Source organism: Streptomyces sp. NPDC048516, assembly GCF_043199875.1.
In the GTDB taxonomy this organism is placed as follows: domain Bacteria; phylum Actinomycetota; class Actinomycetes; order Streptomycetales; family Streptomycetaceae; genus Streptomyces.
In genome coordinates, this window is sequence record NZ_JBICWS010000001.1 from 817,514 (window position 1) to 842,558 (window position 25,045).

A 25,045-nucleotide genomic window follows, 5' to 3' on the forward strand; every position below is an offset into this window, starting at 1 on the left:
GGAGGACTGACGGGGAGGTGGGGAGGGGGTGACGGGAAGGGGAGAGGGTGTGGGGGGAACGGGGCGCGGACGCTAACGGGGCGCCGGCGCGTGCATCCACCAGGCGGCGGTGGAGCCCGGGAGCGTGCCCGCCGGGCAGTCACCGCTCGCCAGCAGCGGGACACCGGGTACGGGAGCCGGCACCGGGTCGGTGCCGAAGTTGACGGCGCAGACCAGACCATCACCACGGACGAACGCCAGCACCTGCGGCGGGGACTCCAGCCAGCGCAGGGTGCCTTCGCCGAGCTGCGGAAGGCTGCGGCGCAGTTGCAGCCCCTCGCGGTACAGGTGCCAGAACGACCGGGTGTCGGCGAGCGCCCGGTCCGTGGCGTGGTCGGCGAACCACTCGGGCTGCGGCAGCCAGGGCCGCGCCGCGTCGGTACCGGAGGTGAATCCGAACGGGGAGGCGTGCCCGGACCAGGGCAGCGGCACCCGGCAGCCGTCGCGGATGTGCTCCCGGCTGCCCGTGCGGTGGAAGATCGGGTCGGTGAGGACCTCGTCGGGCAGGTCGACGACCTCCGGCAGGCCCAGCTCCTCGCCCTGGTAGATGTACGCGGCGCCGGGGAGGGCCAGCATCAGCAGGGCGCCGGCGCGGGCGCGTGCAGGACCCAGCCCCTCCCCGGAACCTGCCGCGGCTGCCGCTGGGGGCTCCGCCAGGGCGGCCTCACCGGCCCGGCCGCCCGGTTCGGCCGCGTACCGGGTGACGGTCCGGACCTGGTCATGGTTGTTGAGCACCCAGGTGACGGTGGATCCGGTGTCCGCGATGTCGGTCAGCGCCTCGGAGATGACCCGGCGGAAGATGCCGACGTCCCAGCGCGCGGTCAGCAGGTGGAAGAAGAACGCCTGGTGCAGCTCGTCGGGCCGGACGTATGCCGCCTGCTCGCTCGGTGTCCGTACGGAGACCTCGCCGACCAGCAGCCGGTCGTGGCCGTCGCGGGCCGTGTACTCCTCGCACACCGCGCGCCAGTCGCGCCACACCTGGTGCACCTCGGGCTGGTTCCAGGCCAGGGGGTTGACCGAGTCGCGGGTCCGCTCGTCGGCCGAGGGGTCGGGGGAGTCGGGGAGTTCGGGGTGCTTGAACAGCCCGGCGGCCACGTCGATCCGGAAGCCGTCGACACCGCGGTCCAGCCAGAAGCGCAGCACCTGGTCGAAGTCGGCGGCCACGGCGGCGTTGCGCCAGTTCAGGTCGGGCTGCTCGGGCGTGAACATGTGGAGGTACCACTGGCCCTCGCTCCCGTCCGTCTCCTTGACCCGGGACCAGGCGGGACCGCCGAACATCGCCCGCCAGTTGTTGGGCGGCAGCTCGCCGGCCTCTCCGCGCCCGTCGGCGAAGTGGAACAGCGACCGTGCCGGGCTTTGGGGACCGTCCCTGAGGGCGGCCCGGAACCACGGGTGCTCGCTGGAGCAGTGGTTGGGGACGATGTCCAGGAGCACCTTCAGGCCCAGGCGGTGGGCGTCGGCCACCAGGCGGTCGAATTCGGTGAGGTCGCCGTATACGGGGTCCACCTCGCGGTAGTCCGCGACGTCATACCCGTGGTCGTGCTGCGGGGAGGGGTAGAAGGGGCTGAGCCAGATGCCGTCCACCCCGAGCTTCTTGAGGTAGGCCAGCCCTGTGCGGACGCCGGCCAGATCGCCGATGCCGTCGCCGGTGCTGTCGAGGAAGCTGCGGACGTAGACCTGGTAGATGACCGCATCGCGCCACCAGCGCTGTGCAGGGTCCTGGGACGGGGTTCCGGCGGCGGCCGCGGAGGACGCGGGGGAGGCCGGACCGGGGAGGGAGGGAGAGGGCGCGGAGTCGGCCGAGGAGCCGTTCCCTGCCGTGGCTATGAGCATCTGCCGTGATCCCGTTCTTGCATGGGCATGCCGTGCGGCTGCAATCGCTGTTATGCATGCATGTTAAGTAGGGATGTCTTTTGAGTGTCAACGAAAAGGTCAAAACTCGCTGTGAGATGCCCGAATTTATGGGAGTTTGCGCAGCTCTCCTGTACTTAACATGTAAGTAGAGGTGAGGGAGGGAGTGCGGAGAACTTCGCGGGGTCAGCCGCGGCCGACGATGGCCCGCAGCTCCCGCGTCAGCCGCGCGACGGTGGCGTCCGTGCCCCGGCGATGGATCAGCGCATCGTGCATGACCCCCTGCACGGCCAGGCTCACCTGGTCGTAGTGCGGGCTCTTGAGACGCGGCTTGGCCGCCAGGACGCCCCGCTTGAGCGTCGGAAGGTACGGGAAGCGACGCACCAGCTCCGGATCCCCGTACAGATCGGCCCACACCGGTGGCAGTGCGCCCTTGGTGAGCACCCGGCGCTGGACCGACTCGGACGTCAGGTAGGAGATCAGCTCGGTGGCCGTCTTCTGATGCCGGGACTGTGCGTTGACCGCAAGATTGGAGCCGCCCAGCGCGCTGGAACCCGGCCCGTCGGGGCCCGGCAGCGGCACCGCGCCGAACTTCCCCGCCACCTTCGACGACCGGGCGTTGGCCAGCGCGTACGCATACGGCCAGTTCCGCAGGAACAGCAGCCGTCCGTCCTGGAACGCCTTGCGGGACTCCTCTTCCTTGTACGTCAGCGCCCGCTGCGGGATCCAGCCCTCGCGCACCCCGTCGAGGAGGAAGGACAGGCCCCGGCGGGCCGCGGGGGAGTCCACCGTCACACGGGTGCCCTCGCCCGCGAGCACCGTGCCGCCCGCCGACTGAACCGCCTCGCCGACATTGGCGGTCAGCCCCTCGTACGGCAGGAACTGGCCCGCGTAACCGTCCATCCCGTACTTGGGCGCGACCGTCTTCGCCAGATGCTCCAACTCGGCCCAGGTGCGCGGGGGCCGCGCACCTTCCCGGGCGAGCACGTCCTTGCGGTAGTAGAGCAGCCCCGCGTTCGTCACATACGGAACCGCATAGAGCCGCCCCCGGAAGGTGGCGGTGTCCACGACGGGAGGAAGGAAGCGCTTCAGCGGAAACTGATCGGCGTTCACGGGCTTGATCCAGCCCGCGGCCGCGAACTCCGAGGTCCATGCCACGTCGATGTTCAGCACGTCGAAGCGGTCACTGCGCGAGCGCAGCTCGGTGACCATCTGCGCCCGCACCTCGTCGGCCGCGTCCGGCAGCTCGACGAGGGTCACCTTCTCCCGCGGGTGCCGGGTGTTCCAGCCGTCGAGGACGCCCCGCAAATAGCCCGTGAGGTCGCCGCCGGTCACCAGGGTGATCGGGCCCCGCCCGTCCGAACCGCCGGCCGACTCCCCGGCCTGCGCACCGGTATGGCCCGCGAACAGCAGCGAGCAGACCAGCAGAGCCCTTCCCGCGGCACGCTTCCACCGCATGGGCTCCTCCTCGCACCAGGCGTCGACGGGGTACGGGACCGACAGCCCACCCCATGTATACCTGTTAGCCATGCGGGATACTAGATGGTGCAGGAAGATACGACAGCGACCCGGCTCACAGTCGGATGAGTGCAGATGACCGTCAACTAGGGCGGAGAGGGAGAGCGAGAGCGTGCGGCTGCCACTCCTGGCGCTGTTGGTCAGCGGCCCCGCACACGGCTACGAACTCAAACAGGCCCTTGAGAACCTTCTGGGCGCGGCATACCCTCAGCCAAATGTCGGCCAGATCTACGTCACCCTGGGCAGGCTGGAGAAGTCGGGCCTGATCGAGGGAGAAGACGTCGAGCAGTCGGATCGCCCGAACAAGCGCATCTACCGGATCACCGAAGCGGGACGCGAAACGGTGGACGCGTGGTTCGAGGAATCCACCGCCGAACCACGGGTACGGGACGAATTCTTCATGAAGCTCGCCCTGGCCCCCCACACCGGGACCGCAGACCAGATCGTCCTGATCAACAAGCAGCGCCGCCACTACCTCAACACCATGCGCGACCTGTCGAAACTCGCGGCGGGCGAGGACCGGGACAACCGGGTCGCGCAGCTGCTGATCGAGGGTGCGATGCTGCATCTGCAGGCGGATCTCGACTGGCTGGAGCGCTGTCAAGAGGAGTTGGAATGAACCGGGACGAGCCGTCCGGCCCGATAGTCCGGGCAGCCGGCCTGGTCAAGACCCACCGGCCGGAGGGGGCCGCACCCGTCCCCGCGGTGCGGGGCGTCGATCTGTGCATCGAGCGCGGCGAGTTCGTCGCCGTCACCGGGCCCTCGGGAGCCGGCAAATCCACTCTGCTGCACCTCCTCGGCGGCCTCGACCGGCCCGACAGCGGTGCGCTCTGGCTCGGCGGCCGCCAGGTCGACGCCTACAGCGAGGCACGCTGGGCGGAGCTGCGCCGCCACCACATCGGCATCGTCTTCCAGTTCTTCAATCTGGTCTCGAATCTCAGCGTCGCCGACAATGTCGAACTGCCCGCACTGCTCGCCGGCAGATCCCCCCGCCAGGCCCGTACCGACCGGGCCGAGCTGCTCGATGAACTGGGTCTGACCGGCAAGGAGAACTGCACACCGGGCGAACTGTCCGGCGGCGAACAGCAGCGCGTCGCGCTGGCCCGCGCCCTGGTCAACACCCCCAGCCTGCTGCTCGCCGACGAGCCCGCCGGCAGCCTGGACAGCAAGGGGACACGCGAGGTGCTGCGGCTGCTCGCCCGCTTCCACCGGCGCGGGCAGACGATCCTGCTGGTCACCCATGACGCCAGGATGGCCAGCGCCGCGGACCGGGTGATCAGCTTCTACGACGGCCAGGTGGCCGACGACGCGCACCTCGGCGGCAGCCGGAACCGTCCCGCGGCCGGTGTGGCCGACGTCCTCAAGCTCAAGGGCTGACCCGTGCGAGCAGCGGCACGCTGGACACAGGCGCATCTGCGGGCACACCGGCCGGCCGCGGTGCTCATCGTGCTGGCCACCGCCGGGATCACCATCTCGCTGCTGCTGGCCACCGCGCTGTTCGCCTACGCGACCGACCCCTGGCAACGGGCCTTCACCCAGTCCTCCGGCGCCCACGTATGGATCCACACCCAGGCCGGCACCGCCGCAGGGTCGCTCGCCGGACTGGACGAGGTACGAGCCACCTCCGGTCCCTTCCCCACGGTCCGCACCACCGCGAGCCTCCAGCCCGGCGGAGCCAAGGCCACCCTGGAGCTGCGCGGCGTGGCGAAGCGCCCCGCCACCGCCGCCCCGCAGATCGTTGCGGGCCGCTGGCTCGACGCGGGTACCGATGCGGGCGCCACCAAGGGCATCGTGCTGGACAGCTCGGTGGCCCGTGCGATGTGGGCCAAGCCGGGCGACTCGCTGGTGCTGAGCGGGATCGCGGCGCGGCTGCGCGTGGTGGGCGTCGCGGACACCGCCGAGGCCGCCTTCCGCGCGGGGGAGTCCCCGGGCGTGGCATGGGTGCTCCCCGGCACCCTCGCCGCCTCGGATGCGGGCCGTGACCATCGTGGCCGCACCATAGGCCTCCAGCTCACCGACCCCGCGGACACCGACTACGTCGTCCAGCGCGCGGTCACCCGGCTCGGCGCCGATCAGATCACCGATGTCTCCACCTGGCGGCAGGCCAAGACGGAAGCCGAGGGGGACAACCAGCTCCTCGGACGGCTGCTGGGCCTCTTCGGACTCGGCGCGCTGCTCGCCGCCGCCCTGGCGGTGGGCGGCGCCATCAGCACCCGGATCCGCGGACATCTGCGCGACATCTCGATCCTCAAGGCCATCGGGTTCACACCCGGCCAGGTGGTCCGGATGTTCCTCGCCCTCCACCTCGGCTTCGCGCTGCTGGGCGTCGCCCTCGGGGCACTGCTCACCCAGGCGCTCGGCACTCTGGTCCCCGGCCGGATCGGTGAAGCGATGGCCCTGTGGCGGCAGCTCCCCGGGCACGCCTGGCTGACCCTGGTGATCTCCGGCGGAGTGGTGGTCTTCATCGGCTCGGCGACCTGCCTGGCCGCCTGGCGTGCGGGGCGGGTACCGCCGGTGCCCGTGGCGCGTGCCGCGACGGCCGGCGGCGGCCGCACATCCGGCCTCACCCGGCGGGCGCTCGGCCTGCGGATCCCCCCGGCCCTGGTCCTCGGCTGGCGGGGCGCCTTCCACCGTCCGCTGCGCTCCTCGGCAGCCGTGGCACGGCTCGCGGTCCCGCTGCTGCTCATCACCATCGCGCTGGGCACCTGGACCACGCTGGACCGCTTCACCTCACACCCCGAGAACGTCGGTCTGCCCGCGGCGCTTACCGCGCGCTCCGACACCCTCGGCGCACACGAACTGGGCCAACTCCTCGCCTCCCAGCCACGGATGACCGCCTACCCCGGAGCCGAGGTTCAGGCCCTCGTACCGGGACAAACCGGGACCATCACCCTGCGCGGGCTCGGCACGGACGCCAAGCCCTACCCCTTCGCCGTCGTGGAAGGCCGCGCCGCCCGCGGCCCCGACGAAGCGATCGCCGGACAGGGCCTGCTGGACCTCCTGGACGCACGCGTCGGCGACTGGGTCCGGATGACCGTCGCCGGCCGCCCGCACGTCCTTCATATCGTCGGCCGCAACATCGAAACCGCCGACGGCGGCCGGGTCGTCTCCACCACCCTCGACACCCTGCGCGACGACGACACCGCCGGTACCGCGACCCCGGCAGCACAGCCTCCCCGTCCGGACTTCTACAACCTGGTCCTGCACCACGGAGCCGACCCCGGTGTGGTGCGCGACGCCCTGACCAAGGCATCGGCCGGGCGTCTCGAAGTGCGGGAGATCCCCAACCCCGCCGATCAGCTGTCGGCGGTCCGTGCCGTCAGCATCGGTCTGATCGCGGTGCTGATCCTGATCGGGCTGGCGGAGCTCGCCACCACGGTCGGTGCGGGCGTACGCGAACGCAGCCGCGATCTGCTCGCCCTCAAGGCCGTCGGCCTCACTCCCCGCCAGATCACCGCCGTCATCGTCTCGGGCACCGCCTTCGTCACGCTCGCCGCCGCGCTGGCCGGCACGGCAACGGGCCTCCTCGCCTCCGAGTGGCTCATCGACCTCCAGGGCCGCACCAGCGGCTGGGGGACCGGTATCGCCCGGCAACCCGGTCCGGCCACCCTGCTGCTGGTCGTTGCCGTCGCGGTGGCGATCGCCGCTGTCGCCTCGGCCCTGCCTGCCGCCCGCGCCGCACGGCGCCGGCTCGCCGACTCGGCAAGCGATCTGCTCTAGCCCAGGGCTGTCCCCGAGGTCCCCGGCCGGAATGCGGCCGGGGACCTTCGTGCGCTCTTCAGGGACTCATCCTCCGCGACGGGCTCAGCTCGGCTCATGCGCGGCTCATGGGCTCCGCAGGGGCTGCGGAAAGGAGGCCGGGGGAGGGGCGACCGGATCTCTGGTGGCGGTCAGCCGGCCGTGCCGAAGTCCTGCGTCCAGTAATCGCCGGGCTGCGCGACGCCGACGCCGATCTCCTTGAAGGAGCAGTCCAGGATGTTCCGCTTGTGGCCGGGGCTGGACATCCAGCCCGCCATGACCTTCTCAGGCGTGGAGTACCCGTAGGCCACGTTCTCGCCGTAGGCGTTCCAGTGGTAACCGGCACGCGTGATCCGGTCGTCCGGCGAGGAGCCATCGGAGCCCGTGTGCGACATATTCTTGTGGTCCGCCATATCCTTACTGTGGTCCTGGGCGGCCTTTGTCAGTTTCGCATTCACGGTCAGCGGGGAACACCCGGCCTTGCTGCGCTCCTTGTTGACGAGTTCCACCACGCGGGCCGTATCACCGGACGCCGGGGCAGCGGTTTTCGAAGCGCTGGTGGTTTTCGAGGCGCCGGCTGAAGCGGCGGGCTTCTGCGCTGTGCCAGCGGCCGGCTCGGAGCCCCATTCCGCCTTCGCCTGCCGATGATCGTAGGACGCATTCTGCCAATGACCGTGGTGCCGGCCGGCCTCTTTCTCCTGCCCCAGGCAAGCCATTGCTGCGGAGGGCACGCCCACGGCGCCTATGGCCAAGGCGGCGACGGTTATCTGCCGGTATCGCCGCGTCCTGCGATGTTTCGTCATGCGTGACCTCAATCGGTAATTGCGGAGCGTCCCTGGCGCGGCTGGCTCTGTGCAATTCCCGCGCCTGAGCTGCGGAGACGCCTTGCGGCTCGTCATTCTTGGCACCGCCGCGCAGGCAAGGCAACAAACTCTGAGTACTACTTCGCTTCGTAGTATTGCGAGGTGCTTGCCATGAGTGCGGGAGCGTGCTGGTCCGGCTGCTGGATCGCCGGGAATTCCTGTCGATCCGTCAGAACCCCTTATGTGCTCGCCGTGCGGGCGAAAGCGCGGAGCGGACCGAATGCCACTTATCCCTGCGCGGGGTATTCATCGGCCGAGACGGACAAATCCCTTATGTCCCCGAGGTGAGAGCTACTATCCAGCTTAGTTAGTGCCGGAATGCCGTATGACGCATGTCACGAGACCGTGCACCACGTGGTGGGAACCATGCCGGGCGTGCCCGCGTCCACCGGGGCATTCCGAGATCCTGGGTCCGAAGATCGTGCATGTTGCGGGGACCTGCTCGTGACGGGAATCGGCTACCCGTTCCGGTTCTTCTCCGCTTCCGCTCCCTCGCGGCATGGTGAGGCCGCACCGGACGAAGGCGGCGAGCTGACGGGCTGAGGTCGCCGTCAGCCACCTCCGCCTTGAAGCGGCCAGGTGAGCCACCGCGACCCGGGACGTGGTTCCCGCGTCCGTCATGCCTCGCGACGTACCTTGCCGTTGGGTCTGCGTCGGCCTACCTCACGAGATCGGACATGTGCCATGAACTGCTATGACTGCGCGAGGGGCAACGGAAACGCCGCCGCGGTGGCGATCTGCCGGAGCTGCGGCGCCGCGCTGTGCGACCAGCACGCCCGTGGTCCGCGTCCAGGGCGTAGGCCAGAGCACCCTGCCGGAGCCGGCGCGCCGCATTGTGTGCACGGTCTGCCGAGGGGCGACCCAGCGGGTCTGAGCCCTGAACACCGGGTCGTGAGTCCTGAGCGGGGCCTGTGCGCGGTGTCGTGAGCGCGGGGTCATGAGTCCTGAGCACGCAGTCCTGAGCACACTCCTGAGCCTCCGGCCGCGAGGCCTGAGCACCGGCCGGACGACGGTGGCATGATGCGTCGATGACGACCTTCGTGTTGATTCCCGGTGCGGCATGCGACTCGTGGCACTGGCATCTGCTGGCGGAGGAGCTGCGGCGCCGGGGCCGTGATGTGGTGAGCGTGGACCTGCCGTGCGAGGACGATGCGGCGGGCCTGGATGAGTATGCGGATGCTGTCGTCCACGCGATCGCGGGCCGTGGGCGGCTCATGCTGGTGGCGCACTCGTTCGCCGGCTTCTCCGCACCCCTGGTCTGCGCGCGGGTGCCGGTGGATCAGCTGGTGCTGCTGGCGGCGATGGTGCCGTCGCCGGGCGAGGCGCCGGCGGAGTGGTGGAGGGCAACGCGCCACCCGGACTCACAGGTCAGACGGGCCGGGCGGGAGGCGCAGCGGGCCGGCGCGGACCCGGCGGCGGAGGGCACGCCGGAATCCGCCGTGCCGGGGTCTGCCGCGGATCCGTTCTTCCAGGATCTGCCGCCGCGGCTGGCGGCCGAGGCGGCGGTCCGCTGGCGGCGGCAGTCCGAGACCCCGGCCACGCGGCCCTGGCCGATGGAAGCCTGGCCCGCAGTGGCGACCCGGTTCCTGTTGTGCCGTCAGGACCGCCTCTTCCCGGCACCGTTCCTCCGGGAAGTGGTGGCCGAACGTCTGGGAGTGGCACCCGACGAGATGGACGGCGGGCACTTCCCGATGCTGTCCCGTCCGGTGGAGCTGGCCGACCGACTGGAGCGTTACAGCCGGTCAGCAGCGAAGTGACGACCTCACACCGCACGGGCCTTTGACTGCCGGGGGCCTCAGGGCAGTTGCGCGAGTGCGGCGATCACCGGCACCGGCAGGTACGCGGGCCACTCGGGGCGGGCCGCCTGGTAGGCGATGTACCCGAGGGAGCGGCTGACCTGTACCTCATCCGTCGTCTCCGCCTGGTACACGACCCGACAGTGGCCCGATGCGTTTTTGGCGCGCTTCCACAGCGCCGACGCGGGCTTTCTTTCCGCCTCGGTCCGCGGGGTGAAGATCCGGTCGCCGAAGTCCGACCAGGCGAACGGGCTGGTGCCCGCCCAGTCCTTGTCGATCACCTTCCTCAACTCCGCTGCCCGCTCCGCGTCGGTGGAGCCCCAGGAGGACGGAACGTTGGTGATCAGCCCCACCGGAATATGGCGGGCGCGCAGCGCGCGCAGATACCGGGCGGCTCCCGGCATGTACCGCACACTCTTGTCCTGGGCGGTGTGTACCAGCGTCTCACCGAGGTCGAAATACACCACGGCACAACGGCCGACCCGCCCTCCTTCCCCGGCGGTGCGCGGTACGCCCTCGGCGGCGCCCGCGGCCGGCACGGTTAACGCCGCCACGCCGCCCAGGGCGAGCAGCGTGCGCCAGGTGACTCTTCGAGCGGATGTCTTCTTCATGGGGAAGCCTTCCCGTAGGGGGGGACATCCGATCGTACGCGCCATGTGCACGTCAGTAAGGGGATCGGCGTAGTCCGAGAGACCTGCTGGGTGATGGTGGGCGTGCCACTGCTGGTCGTGCTGTGGCGACGCTTTCCGCTCAGCCCGCTCCTGTGCTGCCTGCTCGCCGCGCACGCACTGATCCTGATCGTCGGCGGACACTACACCTACGCCGAGGTCCCCCTGGGCCACTGGATCCAGGACCTCCTGGACCTGTCCCGCAATCCTTACGACCGGATCGGACACCTGGTGCAGGGCTTCGTGCCCGCCGTCCTGGTCCGCGAACTAATGGTCCGCACCTCGCCGCCGCGCGACAGCGCCTGGCCGGCCCCACTGACGGTGTGTGCATGCCTGGCCTTCAGCGTGTTCTTCGAACTGATCGAGTGGTGGAGCGCGCTGGTCGGCGGCGCCGGGCCGATGCGTTCCTCGCCACCCAGGGGGACCAGTGGGACACCCAATGGGACATGGCCTGCGCCCTCCTCGGGTCAATCGTGTCGCTGCTGCTCCTCAGCCGCATCCACGACCGCCGGCTCGCCCGCTACGGCACCGGGGAGGAGCACCGGTCCACGCGACCGCAGGCCGCCTGATCGCGTTCCGGCCGTCCGCGTCCGCCGTCATACAGGGGGCGCGGACCTGCCCCGCCCCCACGTCGCGTCGGAGTTTACGGAGTTCTCGGTGTGAACTGCCCCTCGAAGCGCTGTAGTTGCCTCACACCCGGGCGGAGAAGGGGCAGGCCCAGTCCGCCGGCTTGCGTCGGCCCGAGTAGCGACGGGCCTCGGAGAGCTGCTCGTACTCCACGAGGTTGGGGTTGATATTGCCCTGCAGCTCGATGTCCTGCTTGCGGATCTTCTCCTGCAGCCGGTCCCACAGGCCCGCGGCCTTTATTCGGTCGAACTGGGCGTGGGAGTTGAAGGCCAGCATGGGGAAGGGCGGGCGGCGGCCGATGCGGCTGTGTGTTTCGTGCAGTCCGATCACGAAGAAGGGGTGCCCGGCGATGCTGTAGGCGAAGGCTCCGGACGACGGATCGGGGTCGTAGCCTTCGGCCCAGGGGTACGTGAGGCTGTCATAGTCGTGGACCGCCTGCAGCTGCTGCCACAGCAGCGTCTCGAAGTCGACTTCCGACACGTTCAGAGGGCCCGAGAAGGTGGCCACGAAGCTGGTGAAGGGCTTGGCGGCCCAGTCCACCGCCTCCACATACGCCTGGAGATCAGCGGCCATCTCCCGGGCCGTCTCGTCATCCCCGAACCACGTGTAGTGGCGATGGACGATGCCGCCCTGTCGCCACGCCGAGCGACCGGCCAGGCAAGGGAAGGCGTCGCCGAGCAGGAACCGTCCGACGTCGGCGGAGGCGTCGACTTCGGTGGCGGCGGTGGCGTCAACCGTCATGTTCGTGACCTTCGGTAAGGGGGGCAACACCCCTGGTGGGGGCCCTGCGGTGGTGGGACCCTGGCAGTCAAGATCGGGCAGGGCCGGTTCGTCAAGACTCGGCCGTATCGCCCCCCTGCGACTGCCTTCACCGACGGCGTCAGCACCGCTTTTGCGGTGGTATGACCCGTATCGGGCCGCGACGATGTCTCGGCCGCCGGGCAGTTCGCCCTCACTGCAAGGCTTCTTGTCGATCTTCATCGTCTCAGAAGCCCGGACACCTGATCGCCAGGGTGGGCCGTGGCGGCGCCGCGCCCTGCGCCGCCGGCCCTCTCAGCGGAACCCTCTCCGGGCTCCTCGCCGCCGGGCCGCCCCTCGGCGCCCGGTCTCTCGGCGGGCGCCCGGGGAGCGGGATCCCGCGGTCAGGCCCGGGCGGGAGCGGCCTCCTCAGAGGTGTCCGCGGCCTGGGCCGCGCGGGCCTCGGCGCCGGCCCCGGCAGCGGCACCGGGGAGGGAGTAGAAGACGCTCCTTCCCTGCTTGCTGCGGTGTGCCAGACCCTTGGCGACGAGTGAGGTCTCCAGGGTGTTGCGCACGGCGGTCTCCGGTGCCGTGTGGTCCGGGTGCTCCTGCGCCAGCAGCTTGGTCAGCTCCGTCACCGTGCGCGGCTGCCCGTCGAGCAGGGCGAGAACGCGGTCGGCGCGGGTGGCATTCCGCTGCCGGGCTTTACCTCGGGCCGGCGCGGCTTTCCGTGCCTTCTTCGTGCTCCCCGCCGCCTTGGCCGGGGCCTTCTTCGCCGGTTTCGCCTTCGGTGCCGCAGGCTTCGCGCGCCGCGCCGCGGGTACGGTCACCGGTTTTGTCACCGCGGTGACGGCCTCCGAGGGCTGAGGGGCGACAGCTTCTTCCCGGGAGGTCGTGCCGAGGTGCTGCTGGAGGTCCTCCAGCTTCGTCCGGAGCTTCTGCAGTTCGTCGATCTCCTTCGCGATGCTCTTCAGCTTGGCAGCCACCTGCACAGCGAAATCCGCCTCTGACATGAAACAGCCTGCTCTCTCTTGCCTGATCGGTCTGCGGTTGGCTGGATGTTACTCATCCCGCTCCGCAATTAACCCGGTACCGTTCCGTTTTATCGCCACACACAGGGCATCGGTGGTCGGCTCCGCGGCCGAACAAGCTCACCATCATGGGGTGTTCGGATGCTGCCCAACCCTTCGCCACCAGTCAAGACAAGGGACTTGAATGAGCCATACGGGCATGGGAAATGGTCCCATGTGCTGGCGGCAGAGGTATTGAACTCCGTCCGGTTGTCACTCCTTTGAGTCTTTCCTCCGGTGGACCGGTTGTGGTTTTCCCCGACCGCGCGGACGGCTTCTGCCGTATCGGCGCCGGGTGAGCGCCGATGGTGACCTGAGCCGCGGGCACTGTGGGAGCGGGTGTTTTCCGGTCGGGTGGGAGGCGAAGGCAGGGTGTGAGGGGGAGGCCGGGCGCCCGCCACCGCAGGTGGGCCGGCCCCGGCTGTGAAAGGTGAGCCACCAGTGGTGCGGGCGCGAGTGGTGCGGGCGCGAGCGGTGCGGCGCCAGCAGTGCGGCGCCAGCAGTGCGGCGCCAGAGGTCGCCGCCAGAGGACGCCACCAGAGGTGGGCCTCCGCTTCTGCTCGCGCCACTGCTTCCGCCCGCTCCGTGTACCCCTCGGATGGCCCGGCACCACGTGCACCCCACCGGGACCGGTTGTAGGACGGAGACAACGGGTGTGGCAGAGGACGGGTGTGGCAGAGGACGGATGCGGCGGTGGGAGGAGTGGTGGCGCGGGATGAACATCGTCGTTGATCTCAACCGATGCCAGGGCTATGCACAGTGCGCCTTCCTCGCTCCCCGCATGTTCACGATGCATGGCGAGGAGACCCTGCTGTACACCCCGGCCGTCCCGGACGACCAGCGGGAACATGTTCTCCGGGCCGCGGCGGCGTGTCCGGTGCAGGCGATCGTCGTGGGCGAGGAGGCGGGCCCCGGTGCAGGGTGAACCACGCGACGGCCGCATCGTTGTCGTCGGTGCCTCGCTCGCGGGACTGCGGGCCGCCGAGACACTGCGCGACGAGGGGTTCGCCGGCTCGCTGACTCTGATCGGCGACGAACCGCATACCCCGTACGACAGGCCGCCGTTGTCCAAGCAGGTGCTGCTCGGAAGGGTGCCGGCCGACAAGACCGGGCTGCCCCGGCGCCGTGACGTGGACGCGCGCTGGAAACTCGGCGTGCGCGCCACCGGCCTCGATCCGGTGGGCAAACAGGTCCTCCTCGCCGACGGCGAAGAAGTGCCCTTCGACCGGCTGCTGATCGCCACCGGCACCCGGGCCCGCCCCTGGCCGGACCCGGCCGAAGCCGCCATGGACGGAGTGTTCACCCTCCGCACCGCCGAGGACGCAGGCCGTCTTGTGAAGCGTCTCGACGCCGGACCGGAACGCGTCCTGGTCATCGGCGCCGGGTTCACCGGCTCGGAGATCGCCTCCGCCTGCCGGGAGCGCGGTCTTGCCGTGACGGTCGCGGAGCGGGGCCCGGCGCCTCTGGTCGGTGCGCTCGGCGGAACACTGGGTGCCCTTGCCGCCAAGCTGCAGCGCGCCCACGGTGTCGATCTGCGCTGCGGAGTGACGGTCACCGCGCTGGAGGGCAACGGCCGGCTCAGCGGCGCACAGTTCTCCGACGGTACGAGGATCGACGCCGAGGTCGCCGTCGTGGCCCTCGGCGCGGTCCGCAACACCGAGTGGCTGGCCGAGTCGGGACTCGCCGCGGGACCACGGGGCGTGACCTGCGACGCTGGGTGCCGCGCCTTCGACATGTACGGGATCGTCACCGACGACGTCTTCGCCGCCGGCGACGTGGCCCGGTTCCCGCATCCGCTCTTCGAGTACCAGCTGCTCTCGCTGGAGCACTGGGGCAACGCGGTGGCCCAGGCGGAGGTCGCGGCCCACAACATGGTCAACCCCGGGCCGCGCAGGCGCCCTCATCTGACGGTCCCGGCGTTCTGGTCCAGCCAGTTCGGACTCAACATCAAGTCGGTCGGCGTACCCACCTTCTCCGACCAGGTGGTCATCGCCCAGGGGTCGCTCAAGGACGCCCGGCTGGTCGCCGTCTACGGCTACCGAGGACGCGTCACCGCGGCGGTGAGCGTGAACCAGGCCAAGTCGCTGGAGTACTACCAGGGGCTGATCGAGACGGCAGCGCCGTTCCCGCCCGCGCCGGGAGCCGCCGACCGGATCGACTTCCGGGCGCCGGTCCCCTCGGACGTGCCGGACCCGAAGATGCTGTCGCACGGTCCGACCGTCGCGCTCACCGGCCATCTGCCGGACCGGCGCCTGACGCTGGTGCAGCCGGCCCGCTGAGACCGCCACTCCCTAGCGATGAGGAGCGCCGCGCATGGCTGCGGACACCCTGTTCCACCGGATCACCGACTATGCCCACCGCGCCGACCCCTACCCGCTGTACGCCGAGCTCCGCGAGGAGGGGGTGGTACGGCAGGAGGACGGCAGCTATCTGGTCGGGACCTACCACGAGATCGAAGCCCTGCTGCACGATCCGCGGATCAGTTCGGACCGTCGTAAGCGCACCGTCCCGGACGAGAACGCCGTCGCCGAGGAAGGGCTCTCACCGGCCTTCATCGGACTCGACGACCCTGAACACCACCGGCTGCGGAACCTGACGATGCGCTCCTTCGGCCCGCCGCACACACCGGACCGGATCGCCGGTATGCACGACGACATCACCCGGACCGTCAAGGACCTCATCGGCAGCTTTGCGGACAAGGAGCGGATCGACGTCGTCGACGACTTCGCCTATCCGCTGCCCGTCACCGTGATCTGCCGTCTCCTGGGGGTGCCCCTCGAGGACGAGCCACAGTTCCGTCGATGGTCGGACGCCATCGTCGCCGGAATCGATCCCACCCCGGGGGAAGACCCCACCCAGCGCTCGCGGGCCGCCGCCGAGGCCCGGAAGACGATGGGCCTCTACCTCGGTGAGCTCGCCGGCAAGCGCCGTTCCCATCCGTCCGACGACATGCTCTCCGCATTCGTCAGCGACAGCTCCGACGGGCAGCTGACGCCGCTCGAAATCATGACCACTTCCGTGCTGCTGCTGATCGCCGGTCATGAGACCACCGTCAACCTGATCACCAATGGGATCCTGACCCTGCTGCGCCACCCCGGCCAACTGGCCCGCCTCCGTGGCGAACCCGCCCTGATGCCCAGAGCGGTCGAGGAACTGCTGCGCTACGAACCCCCTGTCCAGATGCTCCCGCAGCGCACACCGTTGGCCGATGTCGAGGTCGCGGGCGTCACCATCCCCAAGGGCGCGCCCCTGATCCTGATGCTGGCGTCCGGCAACCGTGACCCCCGGCGGTTTCGTGACCCCGACCGCTTCGACCCGACCCGCGACGACAACCAGCATCTCGGCTTCGGCAGTGGCATCCACAGTTGTTTCGGCGCGCCGCTCGCCCGTCTGGAGGCGCAGATCGCCCTGAACGAGCTGATCCAGCACCTCGACGGCCCACGTCTGGTCGAGGACCCGCCTCCGTACCGCCGCAGTCCCGTACTGCGCGGACCCCGGCACCTGCTCGTCGGGCGAAACAGGACCGATGCCTGAGGCGATCGGTGGCGCGGTTGCCACGAGGCGATGCCCGGCCACTCCGGAACGGGATCCGGATCGCACCCCTTGTGCTGGCGACTGTGGGTATCGGTGTCGCCGTCGTCGTAGGCATGGCGGATGCCGGGACCACGACGCCGGCCGAGTCGGCCGCCCCGCGTAACCCCTTCCTTGCCGAAGTCGCCGAGCAGATCGATCTGCCGGCACGGGCCTGGACGGCGTCGGGTACCCACACGGCCAAGGGATATACGACTGAGGCAGCCGAGACCATCAGCGTCGAGGGCATGAAGGCCGACTGCGACAACATCAACCTGAACAAGAAGCTGGCCGCTGACTTCCGCAGCGATGTGTTCGGCCCGGCATGAAGGGGTTCTTCTGCAAGTGCCGAAGGATCAGCCCGGACACCAACAAGTACTGGTTCACCGTCAGTTCCGCGGGCCACGCCCAGATCGACAAGCTCTGCGATCCGCACACCAGGTACCCGGTCGTCCACGACGAGCAGCATGACACCTACTGGATCGACGAGCCGTTCACCTGTACCCTCCGGGCCCGCCCCTCGTAGGACGACCCGACTTCGGGTTGCGCCGTATCCGCACAAAGATCTTTCCCTCCGGGTATCCCCTTCGCCACCTCTGGAACAGTGCCACCCCACCGTGATCTTAAGCATCACGGATCTTTCCCTTGATCATCGAATCCGATGCCGAGGAGAAAATCCCTAATCGCTCATTGCTGCACCCAAAACCGAGTGATAGCATCCCGAAGATTCCGCGTTCCTGACTAGTTTGCGGAATCACGGGGGTGAGGGGGAAAGCGTGGATCAATGTGGCTCATGTGACTGATGTGACGAGCGGGAACTGGCGGTTGATGCCGCCTCGGTGACCCGCGCTGTCATGTCGATGCGTGAATGCGAGTGCGGTTTCCTGGGGGCTTCGAAGGGATCAGAGAGCCACTTTATCGATTCGGTAGATGCGGCCTGTATGCGCAGCAGAGGGTGGCGAGAGCATGCCGGTCGTACCCGCATCCTCGAGTGTGCGTCCATGTGCGATGCAATAAGGCTGCGACCTTACGCACTTCAAGAGTGATTACCGCCTGGTACTCCTGAATTCTGAAATGAATCATGATGGGTCGGCCCGGAGGCGGGCAATGGTTGCGCGCTGGAGTGTCGAAATGCTCGGTTTTTGAGAAGTGGTCACGGGGGAGGACAGAAAGGCGTGCATTCCGACGAAGGCGTGGCCGAGCACGGCCGGCGCCGCTCACTGAAATGTCCGATCAGTTTTCATGAACGTGTGCTCCATGCGCCACGCGAAGCCTACGAATTACTTCGAGAGGAGCAGGGAGAGGTAGCGTATGACCCGACCACGCAGTCCTGGTACGTCATGTCGCCACTTCTCGCACGCAAGGTGTTAACGGACAAGAGATTCCTCGCCAGGGGAATGAAACACAAGACCCACCTGGTCCCCGAGACCAGGCGCGCGGACGTTCACTATGTCGAGAGCTTCCTCTCGCAATGGCTGGTCTTCTCCGATCCGCCGGTTCAGCAACGCGTACGGACGGCTTTGGCTGCGGCCATGAACAGTGCGTTCATGGCCGAGATAACGTGTGAGGCCGTAAAGCAGGCAGCTGTGTCGTCCACCGGGTCCGCAAGGGTGGATCTCATCACCGATATGGCGCTCCCCGTTGCCCGTGCGGCAACACGGACCTTGCTCGGTGCCACCCTCTCTCAGTTGGAGATCATCGAGGGTGTCTCGGACGCCGTGATGGCCTATCTTGCGGTGCCGGGTGCGGATGCCGGCAAAGCTGAATGCGCGGCGGAACACATCCGACTGCTGGAAGCTCTCGTCGACCAGCAGCTTCTGGACGGAGGCGATCGGATCGCCGCTGCTCTGCGCACGCTGTATCAGCAGAAAGTACTGGATCTGACAGGGGTGTCCGCGACGTACACCCAGTTGTTCACCGGTGCGCTTGAACCTCTGAAGACGGCTCTTGTGTCCTGTCTCGCCCACATCAGCGACGAGGGCTGGTCGCCGGCGGATGTCGAAAAGTTTGAACCGGCGGATTGGGCGGATCTCATCGAGACCCAGCTGCGCGACGACCCGCCCTTTCATTTCGCGCCGAGGCGTACCACCACGACCGTCGAATTAGGTGGCCGCAGCATATCGGAGGGCGCCCGGGTCGTGGTGAATCTACTCAAGGCGAACGAAGACTGCCAGCCGGCTCGTCACCTTTCTTTCGGGCACGGCCGGCATTACTGCCTCGGCGCTCGGCTGGCGCGGTCGGTGCTGCAATCCTGCCTGCCTGTTCTGGCAAGGAAGATCGCATCGGACGACGTCGAGGTGTTGCGGGTGCGAAAGGAAAAAGCCATGGGCATGACGGTCTACCGGGTGAACGAAATCTGACGTGTCCCGTGCGTCATGAAGCCGGCCATACGAAGTCTGAGCATGATGGGAGAGTTAATGATCAACCTGGGCTTTGCGGACGTTCTGCGCAGCAACCGCGTGCCACGTCTCGCCGGCGGCACCCTCGTGGGACGGATCCCGAACGCACTGGCGCTTGCGGCAATTCCCATGCAGCTCCGCTACGTGGACCAGAGCTGGCTCACGGTCGGCGCGGCCGCGGCCGTATATTCACTCCTGTCCGCTGCCGGGTCACCCATCTGGGGACGTATGGTCGACCGCGGCCGTGCGCGGCTCGCCATCTGGCTGACATCGATTGTCAGCGGATTCGGATTCCTGGGTTTTGCTGCCTCGGGCCACTCGATGGTTATTGCGTTCGTCGCACTTGGCGTCGCCGGCGTCTTCAATCCCCCGTTCGAACCGTATCTCAGGTCTGCTTGGCCTCGGGTAGTCCGAGGCCCCCTGCTGATGAAGGCGTACGCTTTTGACTCCGCGTCACAGGAACTTCTCTTTATTGTGGCGCCGCTCGTGGCCACCGCGAGTGCAATCGTTCTGAACCCGACTCTCGCGTCCTACCTCTGTATAGCCTTCCTGTTGCTCGGTGCCTGGATGATCGAGGTGATGCCGACGGCCGATACCGAGGACCGGGTCGAGCATATGGGGTTCAGGAGGATCATCGGCCCGCTGTTCTTCGGAACTTTCCGGCTTCTGATGTGCTGTGCCGCAATGATCGGGGTCACGATCGGCGCCATGGCGATCCTCGGTGGTCGGCTGACAGAGTCGAACGCGTCCGTGGGGGGAGTGGGAATCCTGTTGTCCTTGCACGGCTGCGGTGCATTCGTCGGCGCTCTCACCTTGAGCGGCGGCGACACCGAGAAGATCGGGAATCTCACCAAGAGGCTGATCGCCGTCCTCGCCGCTTTCTCGGCATCCTGGGCGCTGGCCGCGCCGTTCTTCCCGGTACTCGTCCAGGAATCCTCCTTCTTCCTCGCCGGCTTCTTCATGGGGCCGGCCCTGACCTGGACTTTCGCTTTGGTGAACGCCTCAATTCCCAAGGGTGAGATCTCCGAGGCATTTTCCTGGCTTGGCGGAATTATCGTGGTGGGCTCGTCGGGCGGTTCTTTTCTGGCGGGCACGCTGGGCTCGTGGTCCGGACAGTCGGCGGTGGTGGTGATGATGGTCGCCGCGTCGATACTGGCGGTGGGCTCCGCGGCCATCCTCACTCTGCGCTCGGCACGTACGTCTGCCGGACGGGAAGCAAGTCCGTCGGATAGCGTGACCCTTTCATCAGGTTGACATCAGGTTGATCCGGAAGGAAAACCATGCCCGCAGGGAAAGGTGGTGCCGACCAGGTGCCGCAGATGGACCAGGGGATGCCGTTCGTCTTCGACGTCGACGGCACCACATGTTTCAACGGGACGCAGATGCCGCCCGAGATCATTGAGGCCATCATGCGGTGCCGAGCCGGGCACCCCATCCTGTTCGCCTCTGCCCGCCCGATTCGCGACCTCATTCCGGTGCTTCCCACCGAGCTGGCCGATGTCCCGCTGGTCGGCGGCAATGGCGCGTTCACCCGGTCCGACGGGCACATCGCGGTGACAAAGTTCAGTGACAGTGTCCGTCGCTCGATCAATGACATCATCGATCGGTACGAGCTCGAGTACCTTATCGACAGCTCCTGGGACTACAGTTTCCACGTAACCCAGGAACGAGAGATTCTTGATCGTGTGGATCAGGCCGGCCTGGCGAATCGCGTGGCCCGGGAAGAATTGCCCGAATACGCCAAGGTCGTTCTGTTCGGCGCCGGAGACGTCGCGCTGACGGAACTTGCCAAGCTCGGTGTGACGATCAATATCCACCGGTCCGAGGATCTGGTGGACCTGTCCCCCACGGCAGTCGACAAGGCGACGGCCCTCCTCGCGCTGAACATTCCCGCCGGGGAATACGTCGCCTTCGGTAATGACCAGAACGATCTGCGCATGTTCGAGAACGCCGCATATGCGGTATGCGTCGGCACCTCGGAGGCCGGAAAGATGGCGGACTGGGTCATCACGCGAGCCGATGTCGGCATGGCCATCGACGCGCTGTCGAGCAACGTCGCGGCACCCGTCATCACTTGAGGGCCCTTGGGCTCTGCAGCCGCGTGCCCGACACGCGGCTACAGGGCGCGGGCTGACCGGCGAAGGGAGTGGACCGCCCTCGGTGACGGCTGTGCTCATGGGGAGCCTGTTTACTGCAGTGCGGCGGAAACGCCGTGGGCCCCGCCGTTCCCGTTGATCCGACCGTGCTGCACCCGATGCCCGGCGTCAGCCGCCTGTGGTGCTGTTGAAGCCGCCGGTGGAACCGGCGCGGCACGCGGACTCTGAGCAGGGACCGCCGTATGCCGCGGCGGCCGCCGCTACCCTTGCGGGCCGTCCACCAGCCGCAGAGGCAGCGACTTCAGCCCGTTGATGAAGTTCGACACCAGCCGCCGGGGAGGCTCGGCGAGCGCCAGGCAGGGCAGCAGGCGAGCCGTCTCCTCGTACAGCACCCGCAACTGCAACCGGGCGAGATGCGCGCCCAGGCAGATGTGCGGGCCGTCACCGAACGAGACATGGGGGTTGGGGGAGCGGGACAGGTCCAAGCGGTGCGGGGCGGCGAAGGCCCGTTCGTCGTAGTTCGCCGAGCCGTGGAAGACGACCACTTTGTCACCGGCGCGTATCCGCTGCCCGGCCACCTCGGTGTCGCACACGGCGGTCCGGCGGAAGCTGAGCACCGGCGGATGCCAGCGCAGCAGCTCCTCCACACCCGTCGCCGTCCCCACCGCACCGGTGCGCAGACGGCGGTACGCATCCGGGTGCCGGGCCAGTGCCAGCAGGCCGCCGGGGGCCGCGCTGCGTACGGTGTCATTGCCCGCGATGGTCAGCAGGAAGAAGAACATCTCCAGCTCGGGCGTGGCCAGTTCGCCGTCCGAGGCCAGGACGGTCATCACATCGTCGCCCGGATGCCGGCGTTTGTGGGCGGCCAGCTCGCGTGCGAAGGCGAACATGTCCTGCAGCATCGCCGGGGACCGCGGGTCGGCGGGGCGGCCGTCCGCTCCCGGGGCGGCCGGGCCCGACTCGTCCGGGTCCTGGTAGCCGATGACGCGCCGGGTCCAGGCCAGGAGCAATCCGCGTTCAGCGGGCGGCACCCCGAGCAGATCGGCGAGGTTGAGCAGCGCGAAGTCGTCGGTGACATCGGTGACGAGGTCGCGCACCCCGTTCCCCGTACGCGCGGCGTCGACCGCCGAGGTCAGCAGGTCACGGGCCCGCTCGCGGACGGCCGAGCCGAACCGCTCGATACGGCGAGGGGTGAAGGCACGGCTGACCAGGCGCCGCAGCCGCCCGTGGCCGGGGGGATCCTGGTTGAGCATCATGCGGCGGATGAACGGCAGATCGGCGGGGTCCGGATCGCGGATCTGGGTGGCTCCCACCTGGGAGGAGAACCTGCCCGCGTCCTTCAGCACCCGTACGACGTCCTCATGCCGCGTGACCGCCCAGAAGCCGGGGCCGGCCGGCCAGCCGAGCACCTCGTGCTCCTCCTGCCAGGCCACCGGGTGCCGTTCACGCAACAGCCGGTACGCCGCGTGCGGCAGACCGTCCGCGTAGCCGCGCGGGTCGAAGACGTCCGGCACGTCCGGGACACCCGGCACGTCCGGGACACCCGGCACGTCCGGGACACCCGGCACGTCCGGGACACCCGGCACGTCCGGGACACCCGGCACGTCCCACACACCCGGCACGTCCGGCTGGGCCGCACCTCCGGTGGGCACGGTCATCCGGCGTCGGACCCGTCGCCGTTGCCGTCGGCGCGCAGGAAGTCCTCCACGGCCCGGATGAGCTCCAGCGGGGTCTCGTCCATGGCGTAGTGCCCTGCCGAGGACAGTTCGACCAGCTCGCTGTTCGCGTACCAGCGCGTCCATGTCGCACGTGTGAGTTCGGCGGTCAGTGCGGGATCCAGCGCCCCGGTCACCGCGAGCGCCGGCACCGCCGAGCCCTCGACCTCGGCACAGAATGTCTCCCCGGACCAGGAATCCAGCCAGGACCTGAACGCCTTCGGATCGCTGCACTCCAGGGACCGCCGCACCATCCGGTCCAGCCAAGCGGCCGGGCGCTGTCCGCCGGTGGTGAGATCGATGATGACCCGCCGGCTCTCCGGCGAGTGCGCCGCCGAGGAGAACAGCTCCCACTGCTGCGGTGGCAGCGGCAGTCCGGAGGCGGGGACCGGCGAGATCCCCACCAGCCTGCGCACCCGGTGCGGAGCCGCGGCCAGTACCCGTTGGACGACACTGGCGCCCATCGAATGCCCGACCACCGAGAACCGGCCCCAGCCCAGCCGGTCGGCGAGCGCGAGCACATCGGCCGCGCCCTCGCCCGAGGTGTACGTGCCGGCCGCGCCCCTCGCCTCGCCATAGCCACGGAGGTCGACCAGCGCGTACTGGAAGGCGCCCTGATCGAGGTCCGGCAGGACCGGGTCGAAGGCGGATCTGTCGGCGAACCAGCCGTGCACGGCGATGACCTTGTGCGATCCCTGTCCGTGCAGGGCATGAGGCAGTACGAAGGAAGCCACGCGCACTCCAGAGGTGTGACGAACCCGCAGGCGGCCAAGGGCCGCGTGCGACCACACTGGCCGTACTCTCCCCGTCGTGCAAGAGCGCCACGGACCGGGTACGGCAGACCGGAGGGCGTGTACGGGCGCAGGTGCGGTGCGCCGCGGCAGGTGGGAGCCTTTCCGGCCCCGGGCCGGGGGAGGACGCCGCCGGGAGTCAGCTGCCGGTCAGTTTCTCCTGCAGCCAGTCGAAGACGACCTCGCAGTGCTGCTGCGGGGCCATCGGGGAGCAGTGCAACTGCGCGCCGGTGGCCGCGGTGAGCTTCACGTAGTCCTTGGGAGCCGTCAGTTTGTCGAACATCTGGCGGGGCTGTCCCGGGTAGAACTGCTCGAATTCGTAGTCGAGCACCAGCGTGGGCATCGTGATCCGGCCCACGACGTCCGTGATGTCCAGCGACTTGATGAGGGTGGCGGGGGTGTAGAAGTCGGTGAACATCTTGCCCTTGCGGGCCGCGAGCATCGCCGGCACGGAGAACGGTTCGAAGCGCTTCTTCATCGTCGCGGCCGCGGACGGCGGCAGGTCCGGGACGACCTCCTTGTTCCAGATGGCGTTGGTCTTCTCCTTGTCCGGGGTGAGAACTTCCCGGATCTCCGGTGGAAAGCCCAGCCAGGGCGTGAGCACACCGGGCATCGCCACCAGCGCGGCGATCCGGTGCTCGAAGGCCGCGGCCCGGGGAGCCAGATTGCCGGCCATGCTCAGCCCGGTCAGCGCGATCTTGCCGCTGTCCACGTCCGAGCGGGCGGACAGCCAGTCGACGAGCGGCGTGACGACCCTCTCCCAGCGTGGCGTGAAGACCACCTGGTCGACGAAGAGCAACTGGCCCTGTCCGGGCCCGTCGTACACCAGGGCGTTCCAGCCGCGCTGCAGAGCGGCCGGGACGCCATAGGTCCACATGTCGACGTTCTGCCCGTCGCTGCCGTTCGTGAGGATCACGGTGGGGCGCCGCTCGCGGGAGTCGTCCGGCCGGAAGAACCACACCGGCAGCGGGGTCTTCCCGTACGGGACGCGGGCCGTCACAGGTGCCGGGTCGCACCGCTCACAGAACGCGTCCCAGGCGTCGCGCCCCGCCTTGTACAACTGCTCCTCGCTGCCGGGGCGTGGGAGCCGAGGACGAAGAAGAGCCCCTGGCCGTAGTACTGCGCGGCCCGCAGGGCCCGGAAACGTGTGGTCTGCGTCCCGGGCCCGGAGTCCTGAGGCGGTTCCCTCAGCTGATCGCCGAGCCTCCTGAAGGTCTCGGCGTACGTCTGCGCGGAGAGGCCGGCCTCGTTGATGGTGTTCACGGCGGTGAGCACCTCGCCCGCCTCGCCGGCGCCGTAGCCGGACGCGCCGAGCGCAAGGAGCCCGTTGAAGTTGAAGGCGGGGTCCTTGAACAGCGTCATCACACCGGGCGTGGGATCGCTTGCCGTGGCGTAGGCCCACGCCGTGCGACGGGCCGTCGGCGCCGTCGCGGGTGAGGCGCCCGAGGTGCTGCACCCGGAGGCCAGTACGGCCCCGGCTCCACCGACGAGCCCGGCGAGCGCGGTGCGGCGGGTGGGGCCGGAGGTGTGATCAGCCGATACGTGCGTCATGCGGACCGAACGTAC

General features: G+C 68.8%; 23 protein-coding genes and 1 pseudogene. 14 read left to right on the forward strand and 10 right to left on the reverse strand.

Features of this window, described 5'->3' with window-relative positions; genetic code table 11:
- Window positions 1-72: 72 nt before the first annotated feature.
- Complete coding sequence (locus tag ACGFR7_RS03725; RefSeq protein ID WP_393312516.1) at window positions 73-1,872, reverse strand: glycoside hydrolase family 13 protein; 1,800 nt, start codon at window positions 1,870-1,872, stop codon at window positions 73-75.
- A 204-nt stretch (window positions 1,873-2,076) separates the two neighbouring features.
- Window positions 2,077-3,348 carry an ABC transporter substrate-binding protein gene (locus ACGFR7_RS03730; protein ID WP_393312518.1) on the reverse strand — a complete coding sequence of 424 codons (1,272 nt, stop codon included), beginning with the start codon at window positions 3,346-3,348 and terminating at the stop codon, window positions 2,077-2,079.
- Between the two features lie 172 nt (window positions 3,349-3,520).
- On the opposite strand from ACGFR7_RS03730, the gene ACGFR7_RS03735 reads away from it, so the two are divergent.
- The 3 genes from ACGFR7_RS03735 to ACGFR7_RS03745 are packed head-to-tail and all read left to right on the forward strand — an operon-like array spanning window position 3,521 to window position 7,128.
- Complete coding sequence (locus tag ACGFR7_RS03735; protein ID WP_393312520.1) at window positions 3,521-4,027, forward strand: PadR family transcriptional regulator; 507 nt, start codon at window positions 3,521-3,523, stop codon at window positions 4,025-4,027.
- Window positions 4,024-4,785, forward strand: coding sequence for an ABC transporter ATP-binding protein (locus ACGFR7_RS03740; protein ID WP_393312522.1), 762 nt, complete (start codon window positions 4,024-4,026; stop codon window positions 4,783-4,785). The genes ACGFR7_RS03735 and ACGFR7_RS03740 overlap by 4 nt, the downstream gene beginning before the upstream one ends.
- A gap of 3 nt (window positions 4,786-4,788) precedes the next feature.
- Entirely contained in the window at window positions 4,789-7,128 is a 2,340-nt protein-coding gene (locus ACGFR7_RS03745) for an FtsX-like permease family protein (protein WP_393312524.1), read from the forward strand.
- Between the two features lie 170 nt (window positions 7,129-7,298).
- Here ACGFR7_RS03745 and ACGFR7_RS03750 read toward each other — a convergent pair whose 3' ends face one another.
- Entirely contained in the window at window positions 7,299-7,949 is a 651-nt protein-coding gene (locus ACGFR7_RS03750) for a CAP domain-containing protein (RefSeq protein WP_393312526.1), read from the reverse strand.
- Between the two features lie 744 nt (window positions 7,950-8,693).
- Here ACGFR7_RS03750 and ACGFR7_RS03755 point away from each other — a divergent pair.
- Both ACGFR7_RS03755 and ACGFR7_RS03760 read left to right on the forward strand, forming a co-directional pair.
- Window positions 8,694-8,936: a DUF2180 family protein gene (locus ACGFR7_RS03755; RefSeq protein WP_393312528.1), complete on the forward strand. Its 243-nt coding sequence runs from the start codon at window positions 8,694-8,696 to the stop codon at window positions 8,934-8,936.
- 101 nt (window positions 8,937-9,037) lie between these two features.
- Window positions 9,038-9,766 (forward strand): alpha/beta fold hydrolase, encoded by a 729-nt coding sequence (locus ACGFR7_RS03760; RefSeq protein WP_393312530.1) that lies wholly within the window; start codon window positions 9,038-9,040, stop codon window positions 9,764-9,766.
- A gap of 38 nt (window positions 9,767-9,804) precedes the next feature.
- Here ACGFR7_RS03760 and ACGFR7_RS03765 read toward each other — a convergent pair whose 3' ends face one another.
- Window positions 9,805-10,416, reverse strand: a complete 612-nt coding sequence (locus tag ACGFR7_RS03765) for a hypothetical protein (protein WP_393312532.1) — start codon at window positions 10,414-10,416, stop codon at window positions 9,805-9,807.
- 93 nt (window positions 10,417-10,509) lie between these two features.
- On the opposite strand from ACGFR7_RS03765, the pseudogene ACGFR7_RS03770 reads away from it, so the two are divergent.
- Window positions 10,510-11,042 (forward strand): annotated as a pseudogene (locus ACGFR7_RS03770) (DUF2238 domain-containing protein).
- Window positions 11,043-11,163: 121 nt separating this feature from the next.
- Here ACGFR7_RS03770 and gntA read toward each other — a convergent pair.
- Together gntA and ACGFR7_RS03780 are read right to left on the reverse strand one after the other, a co-directional pair.
- On the reverse strand, window positions 11,164-11,841 hold the full coding sequence (gntA, locus tag ACGFR7_RS03775) for a guanitoxin biosynthesis heme-dependent pre-guanitoxin N-hydroxylase GntA (protein ID WP_393312534.1): 678 nt from the start codon (window positions 11,839-11,841) through the stop codon (window positions 11,164-11,166).
- Window positions 11,842-12,242: 401 nt separating this feature from the next.
- Complete coding sequence (locus ACGFR7_RS03780; RefSeq protein WP_393312536.1) at window positions 12,243-12,824, reverse strand: hypothetical protein; 582 nt, start codon at window positions 12,822-12,824, stop codon at window positions 12,243-12,245.
- 799 nt (window positions 12,825-13,623) lie between these two features.
- On the opposite strand from ACGFR7_RS03780, the gene ACGFR7_RS03785 reads away from it, so the two are divergent.
- The 8 genes from ACGFR7_RS03785 (at window position 13,624) to ACGFR7_RS03820 (ending at window position 20,955) form a co-directional block, all read left to right on the forward strand.
- Window positions 13,624-13,833, forward strand: a complete 210-nt coding sequence (locus tag ACGFR7_RS03785) for a ferredoxin (RefSeq protein WP_393312538.1) — start codon at window positions 13,624-13,626, stop codon at window positions 13,831-13,833.
- Window positions 13,823-15,187: an NAD(P)/FAD-dependent oxidoreductase gene (locus ACGFR7_RS03790; protein ID WP_393312540.1), complete on the forward strand. Its 1,365-nt coding sequence runs from the start codon at window positions 13,823-13,825 to the stop codon at window positions 15,185-15,187. The genes ACGFR7_RS03785 and ACGFR7_RS03790 overlap by 11 nt, the downstream gene beginning before the upstream one ends.
- A gap of 34 nt (window positions 15,188-15,221) precedes the next feature.
- Window positions 15,222-16,442 carry a cytochrome P450 gene (locus tag ACGFR7_RS03795; RefSeq protein WP_393312542.1) on the forward strand — a complete coding sequence of 407 codons (1,221 nt, stop codon included), beginning with the start codon at window positions 15,222-15,224 and terminating at the stop codon, window positions 16,440-16,442.
- Window positions 16,443-16,525: 83 nt separating this feature from the next.
- The gene (locus tag ACGFR7_RS03800; protein ID WP_393312544.1) at window positions 16,526-16,807 is read left to right on the forward strand and encodes a hypothetical protein; all 282 of its coding nucleotides are present in this window, start codon (window positions 16,526-16,528) and stop codon (window positions 16,805-16,807) included.
- Window positions 16,804-17,004 carry a hypothetical protein gene (locus ACGFR7_RS03805; RefSeq protein WP_393312546.1) on the forward strand — a complete coding sequence of 67 codons (201 nt, stop codon included), beginning with the start codon at window positions 16,804-16,806 and terminating at the stop codon, window positions 17,002-17,004. Before ACGFR7_RS03800 ends, ACGFR7_RS03805 begins: the two co-directional genes overlap by 4 nt.
- 649 nt (window positions 17,005-17,653) lie before the next feature.
- Complete coding sequence (locus ACGFR7_RS03810; RefSeq protein WP_393312548.1) at window positions 17,654-18,838, forward strand: cytochrome P450; 1,185 nt, start codon at window positions 17,654-17,656, stop codon at window positions 18,836-18,838.
- A gap of 57 nt (window positions 18,839-18,895) precedes the next feature.
- Window positions 18,896-20,131: an MFS transporter gene (locus ACGFR7_RS03815; RefSeq protein WP_393312550.1), complete on the forward strand. Its 1,236-nt coding sequence runs from the start codon at window positions 18,896-18,898 to the stop codon at window positions 20,129-20,131.
- A gap of 26 nt (window positions 20,132-20,157) precedes the next feature.
- Entirely contained in the window at window positions 20,158-20,955 is a 798-nt protein-coding gene (locus ACGFR7_RS03820; RefSeq protein WP_393312552.1) for an HAD-IIB family hydrolase, read from the forward strand.
- 278 nt (window positions 20,956-21,233) lie between these two features.
- Here the strand turns inward: ACGFR7_RS03820 and ACGFR7_RS03825 are convergent, their stop codons facing one another.
- The 4 genes from ACGFR7_RS03825 to ACGFR7_RS03840 all read right to left on the reverse strand — a co-directional run bounded on the left by ACGFR7_RS03825 (window position 21,234) and on the right by ACGFR7_RS03840 (window position 25,030).
- The gene (locus tag ACGFR7_RS03825) at window positions 21,234-22,631 is read right to left on the reverse strand and encodes a cytochrome P450 (protein WP_393312554.1); all 1,398 of its coding nucleotides are present in this window, start codon (window positions 22,629-22,631) and stop codon (window positions 21,234-21,236) included.
- Window positions 22,628-23,422 carry an alpha/beta fold hydrolase gene (locus ACGFR7_RS03830; RefSeq protein WP_393312556.1) on the reverse strand — a complete coding sequence of 265 codons (795 nt, stop codon included), beginning with the start codon at window positions 23,420-23,422 and terminating at the stop codon, window positions 22,628-22,630. The genes ACGFR7_RS03825 and ACGFR7_RS03830 overlap by 4 nt, the downstream gene beginning before the upstream one ends.
- Window positions 23,423-23,618: 196 nt before the next feature.
- Window positions 23,619-24,479, reverse strand: coding sequence for an alpha/beta hydrolase family protein (locus ACGFR7_RS03835; RefSeq protein ID WP_393312558.1), 861 nt, complete (start codon window positions 24,477-24,479; stop codon window positions 23,619-23,621).
- On the reverse strand, window positions 24,476-25,030 hold the full coding sequence (locus tag ACGFR7_RS03840) for a hypothetical protein (RefSeq protein ID WP_393312560.1): 555 nt from the start codon (window positions 25,028-25,030) through the stop codon (window positions 24,476-24,478). Before ACGFR7_RS03840 ends, ACGFR7_RS03835 begins: the two co-directional genes overlap by 4 nt.
- Window positions 25,031-25,045: the final 15 nt, after the last annotated feature.

Bases quoted from the DNA above. Each gene is read 5' to 3' on its own strand.
- ACGFR7_RS03725 (WP_393312516.1), bottom strand. From the start codon at position 1,872: ATGCTCATAGCCACGGCAGGGAACGGCTCCTCGGCCGACTCCGCGCCC.
- ACGFR7_RS03730 (WP_393312518.1), bottom strand. From the start codon at position 3,348: ATGCGGTGGAAGCGTGCCGCGGGAAGGGCTCTGCTGGTCTGCTCGCTG.
- ACGFR7_RS03740 (WP_393312522.1), top strand. From the start codon at position 4,024: ATGAACCGGGACGAGCCGTCCGGCCCGATAGTCCGGGCAGCCGGCCTG.
- ACGFR7_RS03750 (WP_393312526.1), bottom strand. From the start codon at position 7,949: ATGACGAAACATCGCAGGACGCGGCGATACCGGCAGATAACCGTCGCC.
- ACGFR7_RS03755 (WP_393312528.1), top strand. From the start codon at position 8,694: ATGAACTGCTATGACTGCGCGAGGGGCAACGGAAACGCCGCCGCGGTG.
- ACGFR7_RS03760 (WP_393312530.1), top strand. From the start codon at position 9,038: ATGACGACCTTCGTGTTGATTCCCGGTGCGGCATGCGACTCGTGGCAC.
- ACGFR7_RS03765 (WP_393312532.1), bottom strand. From the start codon at position 10,416: ATGAAGAAGACATCCGCTCGAAGAGTCACCTGGCGCACGCTGCTCGCC.
- gntA (WP_393312534.1), bottom strand. From the start codon at position 11,841: ATGACGGTTGACGCCACCGCCGCCACCGAAGTCGACGCCTCCGCCGAC.
- ACGFR7_RS03785 (WP_393312538.1), top strand. From the start codon at position 13,624: ATGAACATCGTCGTTGATCTCAACCGATGCCAGGGCTATGCACAGTGC.
- ACGFR7_RS03795 (WP_393312542.1), top strand. From the start codon at position 15,222: ATGGCTGCGGACACCCTGTTCCACCGGATCACCGACTATGCCCACCGC.
- ACGFR7_RS03805 (WP_393312546.1), top strand. From the start codon at position 16,804: ATGAAGGGGTTCTTCTGCAAGTGCCGAAGGATCAGCCCGGACACCAAC.
- ACGFR7_RS03815 (WP_393312550.1), top strand. From the start codon at position 18,896: ATGATCAACCTGGGCTTTGCGGACGTTCTGCGCAGCAACCGCGTGCCA.
- ACGFR7_RS03820 (WP_393312552.1), top strand. From the start codon at position 20,158: ATGCCCGCAGGGAAAGGTGGTGCCGACCAGGTGCCGCAGATGGACCAG.
- ACGFR7_RS03825 (WP_393312554.1), bottom strand. From the start codon at position 22,631: ATGACCGTGCCCACCGGAGGTGCGGCCCAGCCGGACGTGCCGGGTGTG.
- ACGFR7_RS03840 (WP_393312560.1), bottom strand. From the start codon at position 25,030: ATGACGCACGTATCGGCTGATCACACCTCCGGCCCCACCCGCCGCACC.